We start from the raw sequence: 14,896 nt of genomic DNA, 5'->3' as shown, positions 1-14,896 counted from the left end.
CCGGCGGGTTTTAACACACTTTATGCTGTGTTGGTTATTTTTGACTTAGCCCGCTAGGTCTGCAAATAACCGCCTTGCCTAAAGTGCGTTAAACTCCCGCTGAATCCTGCATCCTCAGGTAGCTTGGGTATAAAGTAATCTAATTAATGACGAGAAGATTACTTTCTGTTTTTAGCCCACACACCGGCCCATACCAACAGTGCAACTAAAATAATTGCAGGAGCAAAATCGAGTAGGTGATGAAATAAACCTACGCCGCCATGCCCAGGATGTGCCCAAGCCATTGTAGGTAATAGGGTAAATAGCAATACAAGCAAAAGTTTCATGTGAACATCCTTGCAGTAGCGAAAAATAAGTTAAGTAATGAACGAACTTAACCAATGAGTAACAAGGTACGTTATTCACTTAAAATGAATTTGATAACGATCAAACTCTCGCAAAAATCTCATTTTGTTCAACCTGAAACGTGATGCGAATCACCTATTTGTATTATCCCTTGGACAAGATGACTTAACCAAGATGCACGTTACTTCTCTTCGATCCAACATTGCTGAATCGCCTCCAAAATACGTTCATTACAATGCTTTGGGTCATCATCAAAATCATCTAAGGCTAACACCCATTCATATAACTCAGTGAAATGCAGTTTATGGGGGTCAACATCGGGATGTTTCTCAAGTAATTCCAATGCAATATCCAAGGAGTCTATCCATTTTAATTTCATCGTTTCCCCCTATGTGACCTGAGCCAAATTAATACTGACTGTGAGCGCCTAAATGTGAGTGCCTAAAATAACCTATCCCTGAGCTTGGGTGATTTTCTTCACTTTAGACACATTTTTTTCAACAAACTCAATGATTGCACCGGCCACATCTTTAGTGGTTGCGCCTTCAATGCCTTCAAGCCCAGGGGATGAGTTGACCTCCATAACGACAGGACCATGATTAGAACGCAACAAATCCACCCCTGCGACATTCAATCCCATCGTTTTTGCCGCGCGGATAGCGACCGAACGTTCTTCGGGCGTGAGTTTAACTAAACTTGCCGTGCCGCCCCTGTGCAAGTTAGAACGAAACTCCCCAGGCATGGCTTGACGTTTCATTGCCGCAATCACTTTGTCACCCAATACAAAACAGCGAATATCGGCACCGTTGGCTTCTTTAATATATTCCTGCACCATAATATTGGCTTTAAGGCCCATAAAGGCTTCGATCACGCTCTCAGCCGCTTTACGGGTTTCAGCTAAAACCACGCCAATACCTTGTGTACCCTCAAGCAGTTTTATCACCAGCGGCGCCCCACCCACCATATCGATTAAGTCCGGGATATCACTGGGTTTATTAGCAAAACCAGTGATGGGCAAACCAATACCACGGCGGGACATTAACTGCATCGAACGCAATTTATCCCGTGAGCGAGAAATCCCAACGGAATCATTGAGCGCATACACCCCCATCATCTCAAACTGACGCAATACCGCCGAGCCATAGAAGGTAATAGAAGCGCCAATACGTGGGATCACGGCATCAAATGGCGGCAATTCTTGCCCTCCAATATGAATACTCGACTGGCGCATATTGATATTCATATAACATTCAAGCGGATTGATTACTTGTACTTCGTGACCACGTAATGTCGCAGCTTCAACGAGTCGCTTAGTTGAATATAGCTCAGGCCCTTGCGATAGGATCGCGATTCTCATTCTGGTCTCCGACAACCATTTTATTTTGAGCGCATAATACGCCTGCGCTGGGATAAATCAATCACAGCAACTATGGTCTGTGCACATGCGCTCCGCCATAAGTCAAAAACCAGTCACTTGGACTGGTTTTTGACGATAAAATCAGCGATATAGAAAATTAATTTCCTTCGCTAACCATATTAACTGTGTATTTAGGGATTTCAATCACCATATCAGCATCTACCACTTTTGCCTGACAGGATAAGCGGCTCTCGGGCTCAAGCCCCCAAGCTTTGTCCAGCATATCATCTTCGAGTTCATCACTGGGCTCTAACTCATCAAAACCTTCACGCACGATACAGTGACACGTCGTGCAGGCACAGGACTTTTCACAGGCATGCTCGATATTGATGCCATTACGCAGCGCCACATCGAGAATAGTTTCACCAACATTCGCCTCCACTACTGCGCCGTCAGGACACAACTCTGCGTGGGGAAGAAAGACTAATTGGGGCATCAGATCACCTATATGTTGTCGATCGACTGGCCTTTAAATGCCACTCGAATAGAATTGTCCATACGTCTGGCTGCAAAATCTTGGGTTTGCTCATCCAGTTGTTCAATCGCTTGTTTAATTGCATCGGCATCATCGCCCGTAGCCACTTGCGCCACATTGGTCATAGTAGCATCAATTTGTCCACGTTCAGCGGCAGTTAACAAGTCGCCATCCTTCGCTAACGCAGCCTGTAAAGACTCGAGTACCCTCGCCGCCTCCACTTGCTGTTCGGCCAGCATACGACGACCGATATCCTCTTTCGCATGCTTCATCGAATCCTTCAGCATAGTGGCAATTTCGGTATCCGATAAACCAAAGGATGGCTTAACTTGAATACTCGATTGCACGCCGGTGGATTTCTCCATCGCAGTGACACTGAGTAAACCATCGGCGTCCACTTGGAAAGTCACCCGAATATGTGCAGCACCTGCAGCTAAGGGCGGAATGCCTTTTAAGGTAAAACGCGCGAGGGAGCGGCAATCGGCAACCAATTCACGCTCGCCCTGCACCACATGGAAGGCCATGGCGGTTTGACCATCCTTAAAGGTGGTAAACTCCTGCGCCCGTGCCACCGGAATCGTGGTATTACGGGACACCACTTTTTCCACTAAACCGCCCATGGTTTCAATCCCTAAGGACAGCGGGATCACATCGAGCAATAACAAATCAGATTCGGGTTTATTGCCCACCAAAATGTCGGCTTGAATGGCGGCGCCAATGGCGACAACACGATCGGGATCGATAGATGTAAGGGGTGGTTTGCCGAAGAAAGCTTCGACCTGTTCACGCACTAATGGCACACGTGTTGAACCGCCAACCATCACAGTTTCTAGCACTTCATCCGTTGTTACGCCCGCATCACGCAGTGTACGGCGACAGCTAGCAATGGTCTTCTTAACCAACACCGCAATCATGGCATCAAATTCAGCTTTAGTAACGATTTGCGTGAGTTCAGTCCCATCGGCAAGGATCACTTTTGCTTCAGTTTGCGCAGCATCCGTTAAGGCTTCTTTGACTCGACGCGATTCAATCAACAGCTGACGGCTTAATAGTGAGTCGATGTCGCTAAGCTGCCAAACCTGCTGCATATGCGCTTGCAATAAATGGTCGAAATCATCGCCGCCAAGGGCCGAATCGCCACCGGTGGCCAGCACTTCAAATACACCACGATTCAAGCGCAAAATTGAAATATCAAAGGTCCCACCGCCTAAGTCATAAATGGCAATTACGCCCTCTTGCTTAGAATCCAAACCATAGGCAATGGCTGCTGCTGTCGGCTCATTGAGTAGACGTAGCACTTTAACACCGAGCAGAGAGGCAGCATCTTTCGTGCCTTGACGCTGAGCATCATCGAAATAGGCGGGTACAGTGATCACCACGCCTTGCAATTCACCACCTAGCGTTTTTTCGGCGCGGGCGATCAACGGACGTAGAATCTCCGCTGACACCTGTATCGGATTCACTTGACCTTGGGGGGTCACAAATAAAGGTAAGCCATTTTCGCTTGCGGCAAATTCGTAGGGGAATGATTGTTTGCCCGCTTGGATATCCGCCAGACTGCGGCCCATAAAGCGCTTAACTGAGACTATCGTATTGTGCGGATCCTGCGCCGAACTTTGGGCCGCAAGGGCGCCGACTTCGACGGAATCTTGGGTATAACGCACTATGGAAGGTAATGAATGCTGTCCATCTTCGTCCGGCAGGGTTGCCGTTTCGCCACTTCGAACCGCGGCGACCAACGAATTTGTGGTACCTAAATCAATGCCAACGGCAAGTCTATGTTGGTGCGGCGCGGCACTTTGACCGGGCTCAGCTATCTGCAAAAGGGCCATATTTATCCAACTTAGTAACGCCGACCCTGTAAAACCAGTGTCGGCTAAATAACATCAACAGGAAAATTAATCTAACAGAGCGTCTTCGACTCTGGTCAACTCGTCGTGTAATTTTGCCATAAATTTGAGTTTGCGAACTTGATCTGCCGCTAACAAGCCATCTTCGTCTTCACTGCTGTGGAGCAGTTGAGTCAAAATTTGGGTGAGTGTAGCGCGATACTGCGCAAAGGATTGATACAACTCATCGATACTCTCTTGGGGATCGACGCTATGGCGAATGTCTTCTAAGGCTTCACGCCATTCCATCTGCTGCATCAAAAAGGCGGTATCTTTCACTGTGGTGGTTTCATGACTTAAATCGATACCACGCAGCGCCAGCATATGCTCAGCGCGGCGAATGGGATCCTTTAAGGTTTGATAACCGTCATTCACTTGGGCAGTACGTTGCACCGACAGTAATTTCTGCTGCTCGGTATCATGGGCAAACTTATCGGGATGCACCGCCCGTTGCAGTTCGCGATAGCGTTCTGCAAGCACAGCGGTGTCAATATCGAAGGCGGGGGAAAATTTAAACAGCTCGAAATAATTCATGCGTCTATTCGGCAATTAAACAGTGAAACTCTCACCGCAACCGCACTCACCTTTTGCGTTAGGATTGTTAAATTGGAAACCTTCGTTCAGGCCTTCCTTAATAAAATCCAGCTCGATACCCTGCAGATAAATAAAGCTCTTCGCATCGATGATGATTTTAACACCCTCCACATCGAAGACTTCATCGTCATCATTCAGCGCATCAACAAACTCAAGTACATAAGCCATACCAGAACAGCCAGAAGTCTTTAAGCCGAGGCGCAGGCCAATGCCCTTGCCTCGATTTGCTAAGAAAGATCTGACACGATCGGCTGCCGCTGGGGTCATAGTAATCGCCATCTTAACTCCAGATGTTACTTAGCTTGCTTCGATTTATACTCGTCTATCGCCGCTTTAATGGCATCTTCCGCCAAAATAGAACAATGGATTTTCACCGGTGGTAAGGCTAATTCCTCAGCGATATCGGTGTTTTTAATCGCTGCTGCTTGCTCGATTGTTTTGCCTTTAACCCACTCGGTCACCAGTGAGCTGGAGGCAATCGCACTACCACAACCGTAGGTTTTAAACTTAGCATCTTCGATGATACCGTCGGCGCCGATTTTCAACTGCAGTTTCATCACGTCACCACAGGCAGGTGCACCCACCATACCAGTGACGACTGAAGGGTCGTTTTTGTCGAAAGAACCAACGTTACGTGGGTTCTCATAATGATCTATCACTTTTTCACTGTAAGCCATGGTACTGCTCCAAAATTATCTATCGTAAATGGTCGAATTAATGATGTGCCCATTGCACCTGATTCAGGTCGATGCCATCTTTAAACATCTCCCACAATGGAGACATTTCTCTTAATTTATCAATAGATTGAGTAATAACTTCGATAGCGTGATCGATTTCTTCTTCCGTTGTGAAACGGCCGATTGAGAAACGAATCGAGCTATGGGCCATTTCATCGTTTAAACCCAGTGCACGTAATACGTAGCTGGGCTCAAGGCTCGCCGAAGTACAGGCTGAACCCGATGAAACCGCTAAATCTTTTAAGGCCATCATCAATGACTCGCCTTCAACATAGTTGAAGCTGACGTTAAGACTACCGCTCACACGCTGAGTCATATCGCCATTGATATAGGTTTCTTCAATGTGCTTGATGCCGTTCCATAACTTATCGCGCAGTTTAGCGATACGGGTGTTATCGATTGCCATTTCAGCTTTGGCAATCGCAGCGGCTTCACCTAAGCCCACGATTTGGTGCGTCGGCAGCGTACCGCTACGCATACCACGCTCATGGCCACCACCGTGCATTTGCGCTTCTAAGCGAATGCGAGGTTTACGGCGAACATACAAAGCGCCAATCCCTTTGGGGCCATACATCTTATGGCCAGAAATCGAAATCAAATCCACTTTAGTGGCCTGCACATCGATAGGCAGTTTCCCTGCACTTTGCGCCGCATCCATATGGAAAATAATGCCCTTTGAGCGGCATAGCTCACCGATGGCATCGATATCATGGATCACACCGATTTCGTTGTTAACATGCATGATACTGACAAGAATCGTGTCATCACGCATTGCCGCTGCTAAACGTTCCATCGGAATGATGCCGTTTGCCGCTGGTTCCAAATACGTCACTTCAAAGCCTTCACGCTCGAGTTGACGACAGGTATCGAGCACTGCTTTGTGTTCGGTCTTGCTGGTGATGATGTGTTTGCCTTTCTTACTATAGAAATGCGCAACCCCTTTGATTGCAAGGTTGTTTGACTCAGTTGCGCCCGACGTAAACACGATTTCACGGTGATCGGCATTAATTAAGTCAGCCACTTGGTTGCGAGCGATATCCACCGCTTCTTCAGCTTGCCAGCCATAGCGATGTGAGCGGGAGGCGGGGTTGCCAAAGATGCCGTCCATTGTCATATATTGGAACATCTTTTCCGCGACTCTCGGATCGACAGGCGTGGTGGCGGCATAATCTAAATAGATAGGAAGCTTCATAACACACTCCGTACTGAGCAGTCTCTGCCGAGGCTACATACAACGTACAAAAATAATTTTTATCGTATAACAAGGAGCCTATAAGCTGACTCTTTGTTCCTTTTGCATAGTGTCTTGCTTAAGTGAGATAAACTGTACATCCCTCTTCTGCATCAAGCCCGCAAGACTGATACCGTTTAAAAAATCTGAAATTTGTTTGCTTAAATCGCCCCAAAGCGAGTGCGTTAAGCAGCGAGTTCCACTCTGACAATTGCCTAATCCTTGGCAACGAGTCGCATCGACAGACTCGTCAACCGCATGGACAACCATGCCGACTGAAATATCGTTGGCTTCTAGCCCTAAGCGATAACCACCACCGGGTCCGCGAACACTAGCGACTAAACCATGCTTTCTTAACTTAGCGAAGAGTTGTTCGAGATAGGAAAGCGAAATCCCTTGTCTTTCAGAGATATCCGCTAAGGGAACCGGTCCCGATGCCGAGTGGATTGCCACGTCAAGCATAGCGGTTACTGCATAACGACCTTTTGATGTAAGTTTCATAACTACCATAGCTCCCAAACAGGTATGGGGTTATTTCAACATACCTGAGTAAATCAGTCAAGTATAAAACCTACTAAAACACTCAAGTATATGAGTGCACTGTGAACCAATACCCTTTCATCTTGGTGGGGTATTTAACCTTTTTCTGCCCTAAGATTCAATGCCAAAGCGGCAATTAATCGGCACACTAAAGGCGATATCGAGATCTACCGCACGATAAGGTCCGCGAAAACCGAATGCATACACCTAACGCTCACAATATAGGCACACAGCACTGCCTATGCTGCGGCAAAAATTGCGCAAATCTTGGGTTGAGGTGCACCCGCCGAGTCATTCTGTTTAGGTGCAGTCACTTAACCTCAAACAAGGACGCATTAGATCCCCGGATCAAACTCATCGTGGGTATTCTGACGTTTAACGGCTGCCGCTTTTTCAGCATCATTAAACTCACCCACATCCAGTTCCGGCAGTTTTTCAGTACACACATCACCACCTAGACGTTGAATAGCTTGACACAACTCCTGCACTTTTGAGTCCATTAAATGCATATGATCCAGCATTTGCCCAATGGCATTAGCCACGGGATCGGGATTATCGGGCGAAACGGCGTAGGCATCGAACCCGTATTTTTTCGCCATAGCACTGCGGCGCTCGGACTTTTCCTTTGACTGGGGTGACGGGGTTGCCACCACGCGACCAGGAATGCCAACGACGGTAGTGTCCTTAGGTACATCTTTGACCACCACAGAATTTGACCCCACACGGGCACCATCGTGCATAGTGATAGGGCCGAGGATCTTAGCGCCTGCGCCAACCACCACATTGTTGGCTAAGGTAGGGTGGCGTTTTCCCGCCTGCCAGGTGGTTCCACCGAGTGTCACGCCGTGGTAAAGGGTGCAATCATCACCAATTTCGGCGGTTTCACCAATCACCACCCCCATACCGTGGTCAATGAAGAATCTATGCCCTATGGTCGCCCCGGGATGGATCTCAACGCCCGTCAACCAACGGGAAAACGTCGATAAACAACGGGCCGTTAAACGCCAATCACGCTTCCATAACTTATGGCTTATCCGGTGCAGCCAAATGGCATGCATTCCCGGATAGTTAATTAAGATCTCAAAGGCGCTGCGCGCCGCGGGATCACGGTGATATATAGATTCAATATCTTCTTTTAGCCTAGCTATCACACCCATCACTCAATCCTTCGCACTGATTATTGTTTGCCCGTTATTGTTTGCCAACTAAGCACTGGGCTATTTTTGTTTATCGCCGACCACTTTGTCGATGGAGGTCAATATTCCCCGAAGAATATTCATCTCCTGACTCTCAATCCGCGCACGACTGAATAATCGACGCAGCTTTGTCATCACTTGCCCTGGGTGATTTTTAATAATAAAACCCGTCGATAGCAGCGTACTTTCGAGGTGGACGAAGAAACGCTCTTGATCGGCTGCCAAGGGATATTCTATCGATTCCTGTATTGTTTCTGTTTGCGCTAAATGGGCTACCCGAGTCTCATAACAGATAATTTGCACCGCTTGCGCCAGATTAAGTGAGCTGTACTCCGGGTTTGCGGGAATCGCAACATGGTAAGTACATTGCTGCAATTCTTCATTGCTTAAACCATGATTCTCACGGCCGAACACTATGGCAACAGGTCCAGAGCGACTTTCGGTGACCAACTTTTGCCCCGCTTCACGGGGGTCGAGCATAGGCCAATCTAAGGTTCGGCTGCGCGCACTGGTGGCAATCACCAAACTGCAATCGGCGATGGCTTCGGCGAGTGAATCAACTTTGACTAAGTGTTTCAAAATGTCGGAGGCACCAGCGGCTAATGCAATGGATTGTCCATCGACCTCACAACGAGGTTCGGCAAGGTACAGGGTTGATAAACCCATAGTCTTCATCGCTCTGGCGGTGGAGCCAATATTGCCGGGGTGCGATGTCCCCACTAAAACCACTCGAATATTACTTAGCATGAAACAACTTAATTTAATTCATAAAACACTGGGGGCGAATATTATCACAGGCGTGGGCGAATGCTTATATGAAAATCGGTATTTGATATAACAATCAAATCGAGTATAATGCCGCCCGCTATTTTAACGTTCTTTAACATCCAGGGGATTGCAATGCATCCGATGCTGACGATTGCTGTTCGCGCTGCCCGCGCGGCCGGCCAAACTATTATGCGCGCCTACACTGAACTTGACCGAGTTGAAGTCAGTGCCAAAGGTATCAATGATTTTGTTACCAGTGTAGACAAGGAAGCAGAAGCGGCTATTACGTACCAAATTCGTAAATCTTATCCAGATCATACGATTGTGGGTGAAGAGAAAGGTGAAAACCGCGGTGAAAACAAAGACTATGTTTGGATAGTCGATCCTCTGGATGGCACTAACAACTTTGTTAGAGGCATTCCCCACTTCTCAGTTTCTATTGCACTGCAATACAAAGGCAAGACTGAAGTTGCCGTTGTTTATGATCCTGTCCGTGAAGAACTCTTTACCGCTATCCGTGGTAAGGGTGCAAAACTCAACGATTTTAGGATCCGCGTCACTAATGTGAATGAATTAACTCCGACCATTATCGGTACGGGTTTCCCATTTAAAGCGCGCCAACACACTGAAACCTATATGGCTATTTTTGGCGAAGTCTTCGGCCAATGTGCTGACTTACGTCGCGCGGGTTCTGCCGCATTAGATTTAGCCTATGTTGCCGCTGGCCGTTTAGACGGTTTCTTCGAAATCGGTTTAAAGCCTTGGGATATCGCCGCGGGCGATCTTATCTGCCGTGAAGCGGGCGGTACTGTGACTGACTTTACTGGTAACCACAACTATCTGATTTCAGGTAATATCGTTGCTGGCTCACCTAAAGTGACCACAGAATTAGTGAAGATCATGCGTCCATTATTGAATGAAGGTTTAAAGCGTTAATTTAGCTACATTCAATTAGTCGCCAAGATAGTCGCCAAGATTAACAAGGCCAGTGACTTCTTTAAGAAGTCACTGGCCTTTTGTTTAGCGATTACATTATATGCAATCACTCTCTCTGCTAATACGCTATCCGCCCACTTATACTACCTACCCGCTAACGCTTGCGCTGGCGCAATTTGACTGGCCTTCCACGCTGGATATAAGGTTGCCATTAAGCTCATCATAAATGCCATGGCAATCACGAGCAACGCATCAGAGCCATGTAACTCAGAGGGTAAAAAGTCGACAAAGTACACATCCGCGGCCAGTAGTTTAATACTGAATAGCCGTTCAATCGCGCTGGCGATATCACTTAGGTTCAGCGCCATGCTGATACCAATAATGCCACCAAGACCACAACCGAGTAGCCCGTTTAAGGCGCCCTGCACCATAAAAATGCCCATCACGGCCAAACGGCTCAGGCCCATGGTCATTAAAATAGCAATTTCAGAGGCTTTATCCCGCACAGCCATGACTAAGGTGGAGACAATATTAAAGCAAGCCACACCAATAACTAACACGAGAACCAAATACATCACGGTGCGAACCAGTTGAATATCTTGATATAAATGCCCTTGAGTACGAGTCCAATCGCTAATATAGACCGACTGCTTTTGCGCATAACCCAGTTCACGCACTTTGGTTGGCGCCTCAAACACTTTATCGACACTAATACGCACGCCGGTTACACCGCTATGCATATTTAGGATCTGCGCCGCATAACGCATTGGAATATAGGCGGTCGTTAACTCAAGCTCTCCCCCGAGGGAATAAATGCCGGACACCACAAATCGATGGCTCTTTGCCGCGCGTAGACTTCCCGCCGCATCAGGATCTGAGTCCTGCACATAGAGTGCTACTGTATCGCCCAGTTTAAGCCCTAGCTTTTTCAATAAGCTCTTGCCAAGGACGATATGATTCGCATCCTGGCCTAAACTCTGCCAGCTTTCATCACTCATAAATTGTGACAGGGCTGAGACCTTCATTTCTTCTTCCGGCTCAATACCCACCACGGATAAGCCTTGAAACCCACCGGGCTTTTGCACTAATCCTTGCATACGAATAAAAGGCGCCGCGCCGCGAATCCCCTCAATCTGCTCGGCATCTTTGACGACGTTTTGCCAATCACTAATCGGCGCGTCCACCCCAACAATATCCGCCTGCGGCACGACGCCAAGAAATCGTTGCTCTAGCTCGCGCTCAAATCCATTCATCGCCGACAACACAACGATCAATACCGCCACGCCGAGGGCAATGCCTGCGGTCGATGCGAAGGAGATAAAGCTAATAAAACTGTTTGATTGGCGGGCACGGTAAAAGCGCCAACCAATGGATAGGGCTAACGGTCCTTTCATACTTGGGTTTCCGCCGCTAATTGCAGGTAACCGTTTTTCATCATCAATTGCCTATCCATACGGGCCGCCAGTTTGTGATCATGGGTTACCACCACAAAGGCCGTGCCGAGTTGATTGGCTAACTCGCGGATAAGTTCATACACAGCATCGCCACTGTTCGCATCGAGGTTGCCCGTAGGCTCATCGGCGAGCACCAACTTAGGCTGATTGATCAAGGCCCGCGCGATCGCCACCCGTTGACGTTCACCACCCGAAAGCTCGGCGGGAATATGGCCCATTCGATGGCCTAATCCAACCCGTTCTAACAGGACCTGTGCATTGGCGAGTGCCTGCTTGCGATCTTTGCCTTGGATAAAAGCAGGCATAGCCACGTTTTCCAGCGCGGTAAATTCTGGCAATAAATGGTGGAATTGATAGATAAAACCTAAATCCTGATTACGGATCTGTGCCTGACGCGCACTGCTGACGCGGTACACATCTTCACCCAGCAGCAATACTTTACCCGATGTCGGCTCATCTAATGTGCCCATAATATGCAGTAGCGTACTCTTACCCGAGCCCGAACTGCCGACAATCGCCAACTGTTCGCCCTTAAACACTTGTAAATCCACATTCGATAACACTTGGGTGGTCACGGCGCCGTCGTGATAACTCTTACTGACACCCTGCACTTGCAGTAACACGTCTTGCATTCACATTCTCTCTATCAATTCTGGGAATAGGGTTTGGCGAGTTAAACCACATTCAATTATTCGTATCGCAGCGCCGTGGCAGGCTGCACTCTGGCCGCGCGTAGCGCCGGATAGAGGGTTGCCAGCAATGTGACCACCAGCGTCCCCACCACAATGGCCGACAATTGCACCAACTCCAGTTTCACGGGTAACACTTGCCCTGCCCCTAAAATAGAAATACCTAAACTCGACATAATGCCATTAATATTAAGTGTCAGTAGAATGCCCACGCCTAAGCCCAGCACTAATCCTAATACGGCATTGAGCGAGCCTTGAACCACAAAGATACCCATCACCGAGGCCGTTGTCAGGCCCTGGGTCTTAAGTACCGCCACATCGGTCGTTTTATCGACCACCATCATCACTAGGGCCGAAACAATGTTAAAGGCGGCCACGGCCACAATTAAACTCAGCATCAGTGACATCATGTTTTTTTCCATTTTCACTGCGCTAAATAAGTGCCCATAGGTGTCGCGCCAATCGCTTGTCGTCGCCTTAATCCCTTGTTTAGCCAATAAATCCTGAACTTTTGGTGCTAAGGCCGGAGCACTAAAAGAATCGTCTAAATAGAGCCTAAGTTGATTGATCTCTTCGCTCGGTTGGCGCATCAGGCGTTTCGCATCCTGATAATGGATATAGGCCACGCCCGCATCGACCTGCGAGCCCATTTCAAAGATACCCGAGACCATAAACTTACGTTGGCTCGGCACAGGCCCCAGCGGCGAGTAAACCACGCCATCGCCGCTCAATAACCTGACGGTATCCCCTGGGCTCACCTTGAGTTGACGGGCAAGCTCTGCCCCTAAAATCACCTTATATTGTCCACTTATCAGCTCATCAAAGGCGCCAGAATAAGTATGCTTAGCAACCGCAGACAAGGTTTGCGCAAGCTCGGGAAAGATCCCAAAGACCTGCACCGCACGAATATTCGCGGCCGACTGCACCATAGCTTGGGTCGACACACTGGGAGTCACACCCTTCACGCTCGGTAAGGTCTTCAGTGCCGTCGCTTGGACCGTCCAATCGTTTAAAGGGGCCTCGGTATAGACAGTTAACTGGGGAACGGCGCCGAGAATGCGCTCCTTTAGCTGCCCCTCCAAACCATTCATCACCGAACTGACCACAATCAGTGCCGCCACGCCTAAAAAAATGCCTGACACGGCAAATAAGGTAATAAAAGAAGCAAAGGCATTTGCCTTTCTGGCCCGCCAATAGCGGTAACCAACGTAGAAGGGAAATCGTAGATCCATTGAATGAGGGCTGCGTCCTGTGTGATGAACTTGCTAAATCATGAAGATGGGCACGATAATAGGGGTTTAAGTCCTATAAATAAAGAGGCAAGCCTTGTTCACTGACTCTAATCCCTATTTTAGTGTGCCTCACCCCTTCACGGCGTACCTAAGTCCTTGGCCACAACATCAGCCTTTACCCAGTGAAATCGCATTAAGATCAATGCAATCCCTTGGAATACAGCTACTGAGCGAAGTTAAAGAGCTCGAGGCCAGTTGCCTGCTGCAACTGCGCCATTTAGATAATGAAGCTAAGGTCGTGGTGGATTTTTTAAAGTTGCAATCCCGCAAAGTGGACTTAGTGTTACAGCATGTGCTCGAGAAAGAAGTGCAAGAAGGGGATAAACTGCTTGGCTGCCAATTTGGTGGCAGTGGCATAAGGCTTATCAGTCCTACCCCACTTCCCATTGGCGACCATTTTAAAACCACGCTTTTTATTCACGATGAATTGATCGCCATTTTATGTTTTGTAAAGGTCTTGGCAAATCATCTGGATAGCACTCATCAAGCCGCAGATCCCTCAGCACCCGAGCAATATTTTATTGACCTCGAATTTAGCAAGATCCTCGATGCCGATGTCGAACAACTGGTTAAAGCCAGCCTTACCGTACAACAAAAGCAGCTAAAACTTCGCAAATTAGCGAGGGATGGACGCGAATAAGCACAGACTTTTCACTGGCACCTCGGCCTTTAAGTCACTACAATGTCTGCAACTTTTTGTGAATGAATCGTTTATCCCACGCCAATGACTCACATTTCAGCCTTAACGCCACCCGTCGTCAAAAAAAGCACTCAAGTGCAAACCCTGTCCTGCATTGCAGGGGTTTGCCAAGCCGTAACACTCGCCAGTGTTGTTCGCCAACATAAAGGCACTACGCTTGTCGTTAGCAGTGATACACCCAGTGCCCTGAGCCTAGAATTAGAACTCAACTATTTACTGGGCGCCGATGGCATTAAGGTCCGTTTATTCCCCGATAGGGAAACCTTGCCCTACGATAGTTTTTCGCCCCATCAGGATCTGATCTCCCAGCGTTTAGAGACCCTCTCACAGATCACTCAGGCCGAACACAGTGTGATAATAGTGCCAGTCAGCACCCTGATGATGCGACTGCCGCCAAAATCCTTTTTGAGTGCAAATGTCTTTGTGCTGAAAAAAGGCGATAAATATCAGTTACAAGATGTACGACAACACTTAACCGATACCGGCTATCACTTAGTCGAGCAAGTGTACGAGCACGGTGAGTTTGCGATTCGCGGGTCCATTTTAGATATCTTCCCGACGGGCGTGAATATGCCGCTGCGTATCGAGCTGTTCGATGATGAAGTGGAAACGATTCGCCATTTCGATCCCGAA

17 protein-coding genes and 1 pseudogene are annotated in these 14,896 nt (G+C 48.1%); 3 read left to right on the top strand and 15 right to left on the bottom strand.

What is annotated here, in order from left to right; translation table 11 throughout:
- Window positions 1-158: 158 nt before the first annotated feature.
- The 12 genes from COW15_RS02055 to trmJ form a co-directional block, all read right to left on the bottom strand.
- On the bottom strand, window positions 159-326 hold the full coding sequence (locus COW15_RS02055; protein ID WP_293629375.1) for a hypothetical protein: 168 nt from the start codon (window positions 324-326) through the stop codon (window positions 159-161).
- 200 nt (window positions 327-526) lie between these two features.
- Entirely contained in the window at window positions 527-724 is a 198-nt protein-coding gene (iscX, locus tag COW15_RS02050; RefSeq protein ID WP_293629374.1) for a Fe-S cluster assembly protein IscX, read from the bottom strand.
- 72 nt (window positions 725-796) lie between these two features.
- Window positions 797-1,702, bottom strand: a complete 906-nt coding sequence (gene rimK, locus COW15_RS02045) for a 30S ribosomal protein S6--L-glutamate ligase (protein ID WP_293629373.1) — start codon at window positions 1,700-1,702, stop codon at window positions 797-799.
- A gap of 157 nt (window positions 1,703-1,859) precedes the next feature.
- Window positions 1,860-2,198: an ISC system 2Fe-2S type ferredoxin gene (gene fdx, locus COW15_RS02040; RefSeq protein WP_037458606.1), complete on the bottom strand. Its 339-nt coding sequence runs from the start codon at window positions 2,196-2,198 to the stop codon at window positions 1,860-1,862.
- Window positions 2,199-2,206: 8 nt separating this feature from the next.
- Window positions 2,207-4,069, bottom strand: coding sequence for a Fe-S protein assembly chaperone HscA (hscA, locus tag COW15_RS02035; protein WP_293629372.1), 1,863 nt, complete (start codon window positions 4,067-4,069; stop codon window positions 2,207-2,209).
- 66 nt (window positions 4,070-4,135) lie between these two features.
- A complete protein-coding gene (gene hscB / locus COW15_RS02030) occupies window positions 4,136-4,660 on the bottom strand; it encodes a co-chaperone HscB (RefSeq protein ID WP_293629371.1) in 525 nt (174 codons plus the stop codon).
- Between the two features lie 15 nt (window positions 4,661-4,675).
- On the bottom strand, window positions 4,676-4,999 hold the full coding sequence (iscA, locus tag COW15_RS02025; protein WP_293629370.1) for an iron-sulfur cluster assembly protein IscA: 324 nt from the start codon (window positions 4,997-4,999) through the stop codon (window positions 4,676-4,678).
- 14 nt (window positions 5,000-5,013) lie between these two features.
- Window positions 5,014-5,397, bottom strand: a complete 384-nt coding sequence (gene iscU, locus COW15_RS02020; protein ID WP_011072277.1) for a Fe-S cluster assembly scaffold IscU — start codon at window positions 5,395-5,397, stop codon at window positions 5,014-5,016.
- A gap of 37 nt (window positions 5,398-5,434) precedes the next feature.
- Entirely contained in the window at window positions 5,435-6,649 is a 1,215-nt protein-coding gene (locus tag COW15_RS02015; RefSeq protein ID WP_293629359.1) for an IscS subfamily cysteine desulfurase, read from the bottom strand.
- 78 nt (window positions 6,650-6,727) lie between these two features.
- On the bottom strand, window positions 6,728-7,189 hold the full coding sequence (iscR, locus tag COW15_RS02010; protein ID WP_198783274.1) for a Fe-S cluster assembly transcriptional regulator IscR: 462 nt from the start codon (window positions 7,187-7,189) through the stop codon (window positions 6,728-6,730).
- Between the two features lie 374 nt (window positions 7,190-7,563).
- Window positions 7,564-8,385, bottom strand: coding sequence for a serine O-acetyltransferase (gene cysE / locus COW15_RS02005; RefSeq protein WP_293629357.1), 822 nt, complete (start codon window positions 8,383-8,385; stop codon window positions 7,564-7,566).
- A gap of 60 nt (window positions 8,386-8,445) precedes the next feature.
- Entirely contained in the window at window positions 8,446-9,171 is a 726-nt protein-coding gene (gene trmJ / locus COW15_RS02000; RefSeq protein WP_293629355.1) for a tRNA (cytosine(32)/uridine(32)-2'-O)-methyltransferase TrmJ, read from the bottom strand.
- A 153-nt stretch (window positions 9,172-9,324) separates the two neighbouring features.
- Between trmJ and suhB the strand changes: the two genes are divergently transcribed.
- Entirely contained in the window at window positions 9,325-10,128 is an 804-nt protein-coding gene (suhB, locus tag COW15_RS01995) for an inositol-1-monophosphatase (RefSeq protein ID WP_007648195.1), read from the top strand.
- A gap of 143 nt (window positions 10,129-10,271) precedes the next feature.
- Here the strand turns inward: suhB and lolE are convergent, their stop codons facing one another.
- Genes lolE through COW15_RS01980 form a run of 3 tightly spaced genes read right to left on the bottom strand, consistent with a single transcriptional unit; the run spans window position 10,272 to window position 13,503 of the window.
- On the bottom strand, window positions 10,272-11,522 hold the full coding sequence (lolE, locus tag COW15_RS01990) for a lipoprotein-releasing ABC transporter permease subunit LolE (RefSeq protein ID WP_293629350.1): 1,251 nt from the start codon (window positions 11,520-11,522) through the stop codon (window positions 10,272-10,274).
- Entirely contained in the window at window positions 11,519-12,214 is a 696-nt protein-coding gene (gene lolD, locus COW15_RS01985; RefSeq protein WP_293629348.1) for a lipoprotein-releasing ABC transporter ATP-binding protein LolD, read from the bottom strand. The genes lolE and lolD overlap by 4 nt, the downstream gene beginning before the upstream one ends.
- A 56-nt stretch (window positions 12,215-12,270) precedes the next feature.
- Complete coding sequence (locus tag COW15_RS01980) at window positions 12,271-13,503, bottom strand: lipoprotein-releasing ABC transporter permease subunit (protein WP_293629346.1); 1,233 nt, start codon at window positions 13,501-13,503, stop codon at window positions 12,271-12,273.
- 94 nt (window positions 13,504-13,597) lie between these two features.
- Here COW15_RS01980 and COW15_RS01975 point away from each other — a divergent pair, with 94 nt between their 5' ends.
- Window positions 13,598-14,203, top strand: coding sequence for a hypothetical protein (locus tag COW15_RS01975; protein ID WP_293629345.1), 606 nt, complete (start codon window positions 13,598-13,600; stop codon window positions 14,201-14,203).
- An 84-nt stretch (window positions 14,204-14,287) separates the two neighbouring features.
- Window positions 14,288-14,896 (top strand): annotated as a pseudogene (locus COW15_RS01970) (transcription-repair coupling factor); the annotation flags it as partial.

The sequence above is a fragment of the Shewanella sp. CG12_big_fil_rev_8_21_14_0_65_47_15 genome (genome assembly GCF_002783505.1).
In the GTDB taxonomy this organism is placed as follows: domain Bacteria; phylum Pseudomonadota; class Gammaproteobacteria; order Enterobacterales; family Shewanellaceae; genus Shewanella.
This window is presented reverse-complemented; position numbering and strand designations above follow the sequence as displayed.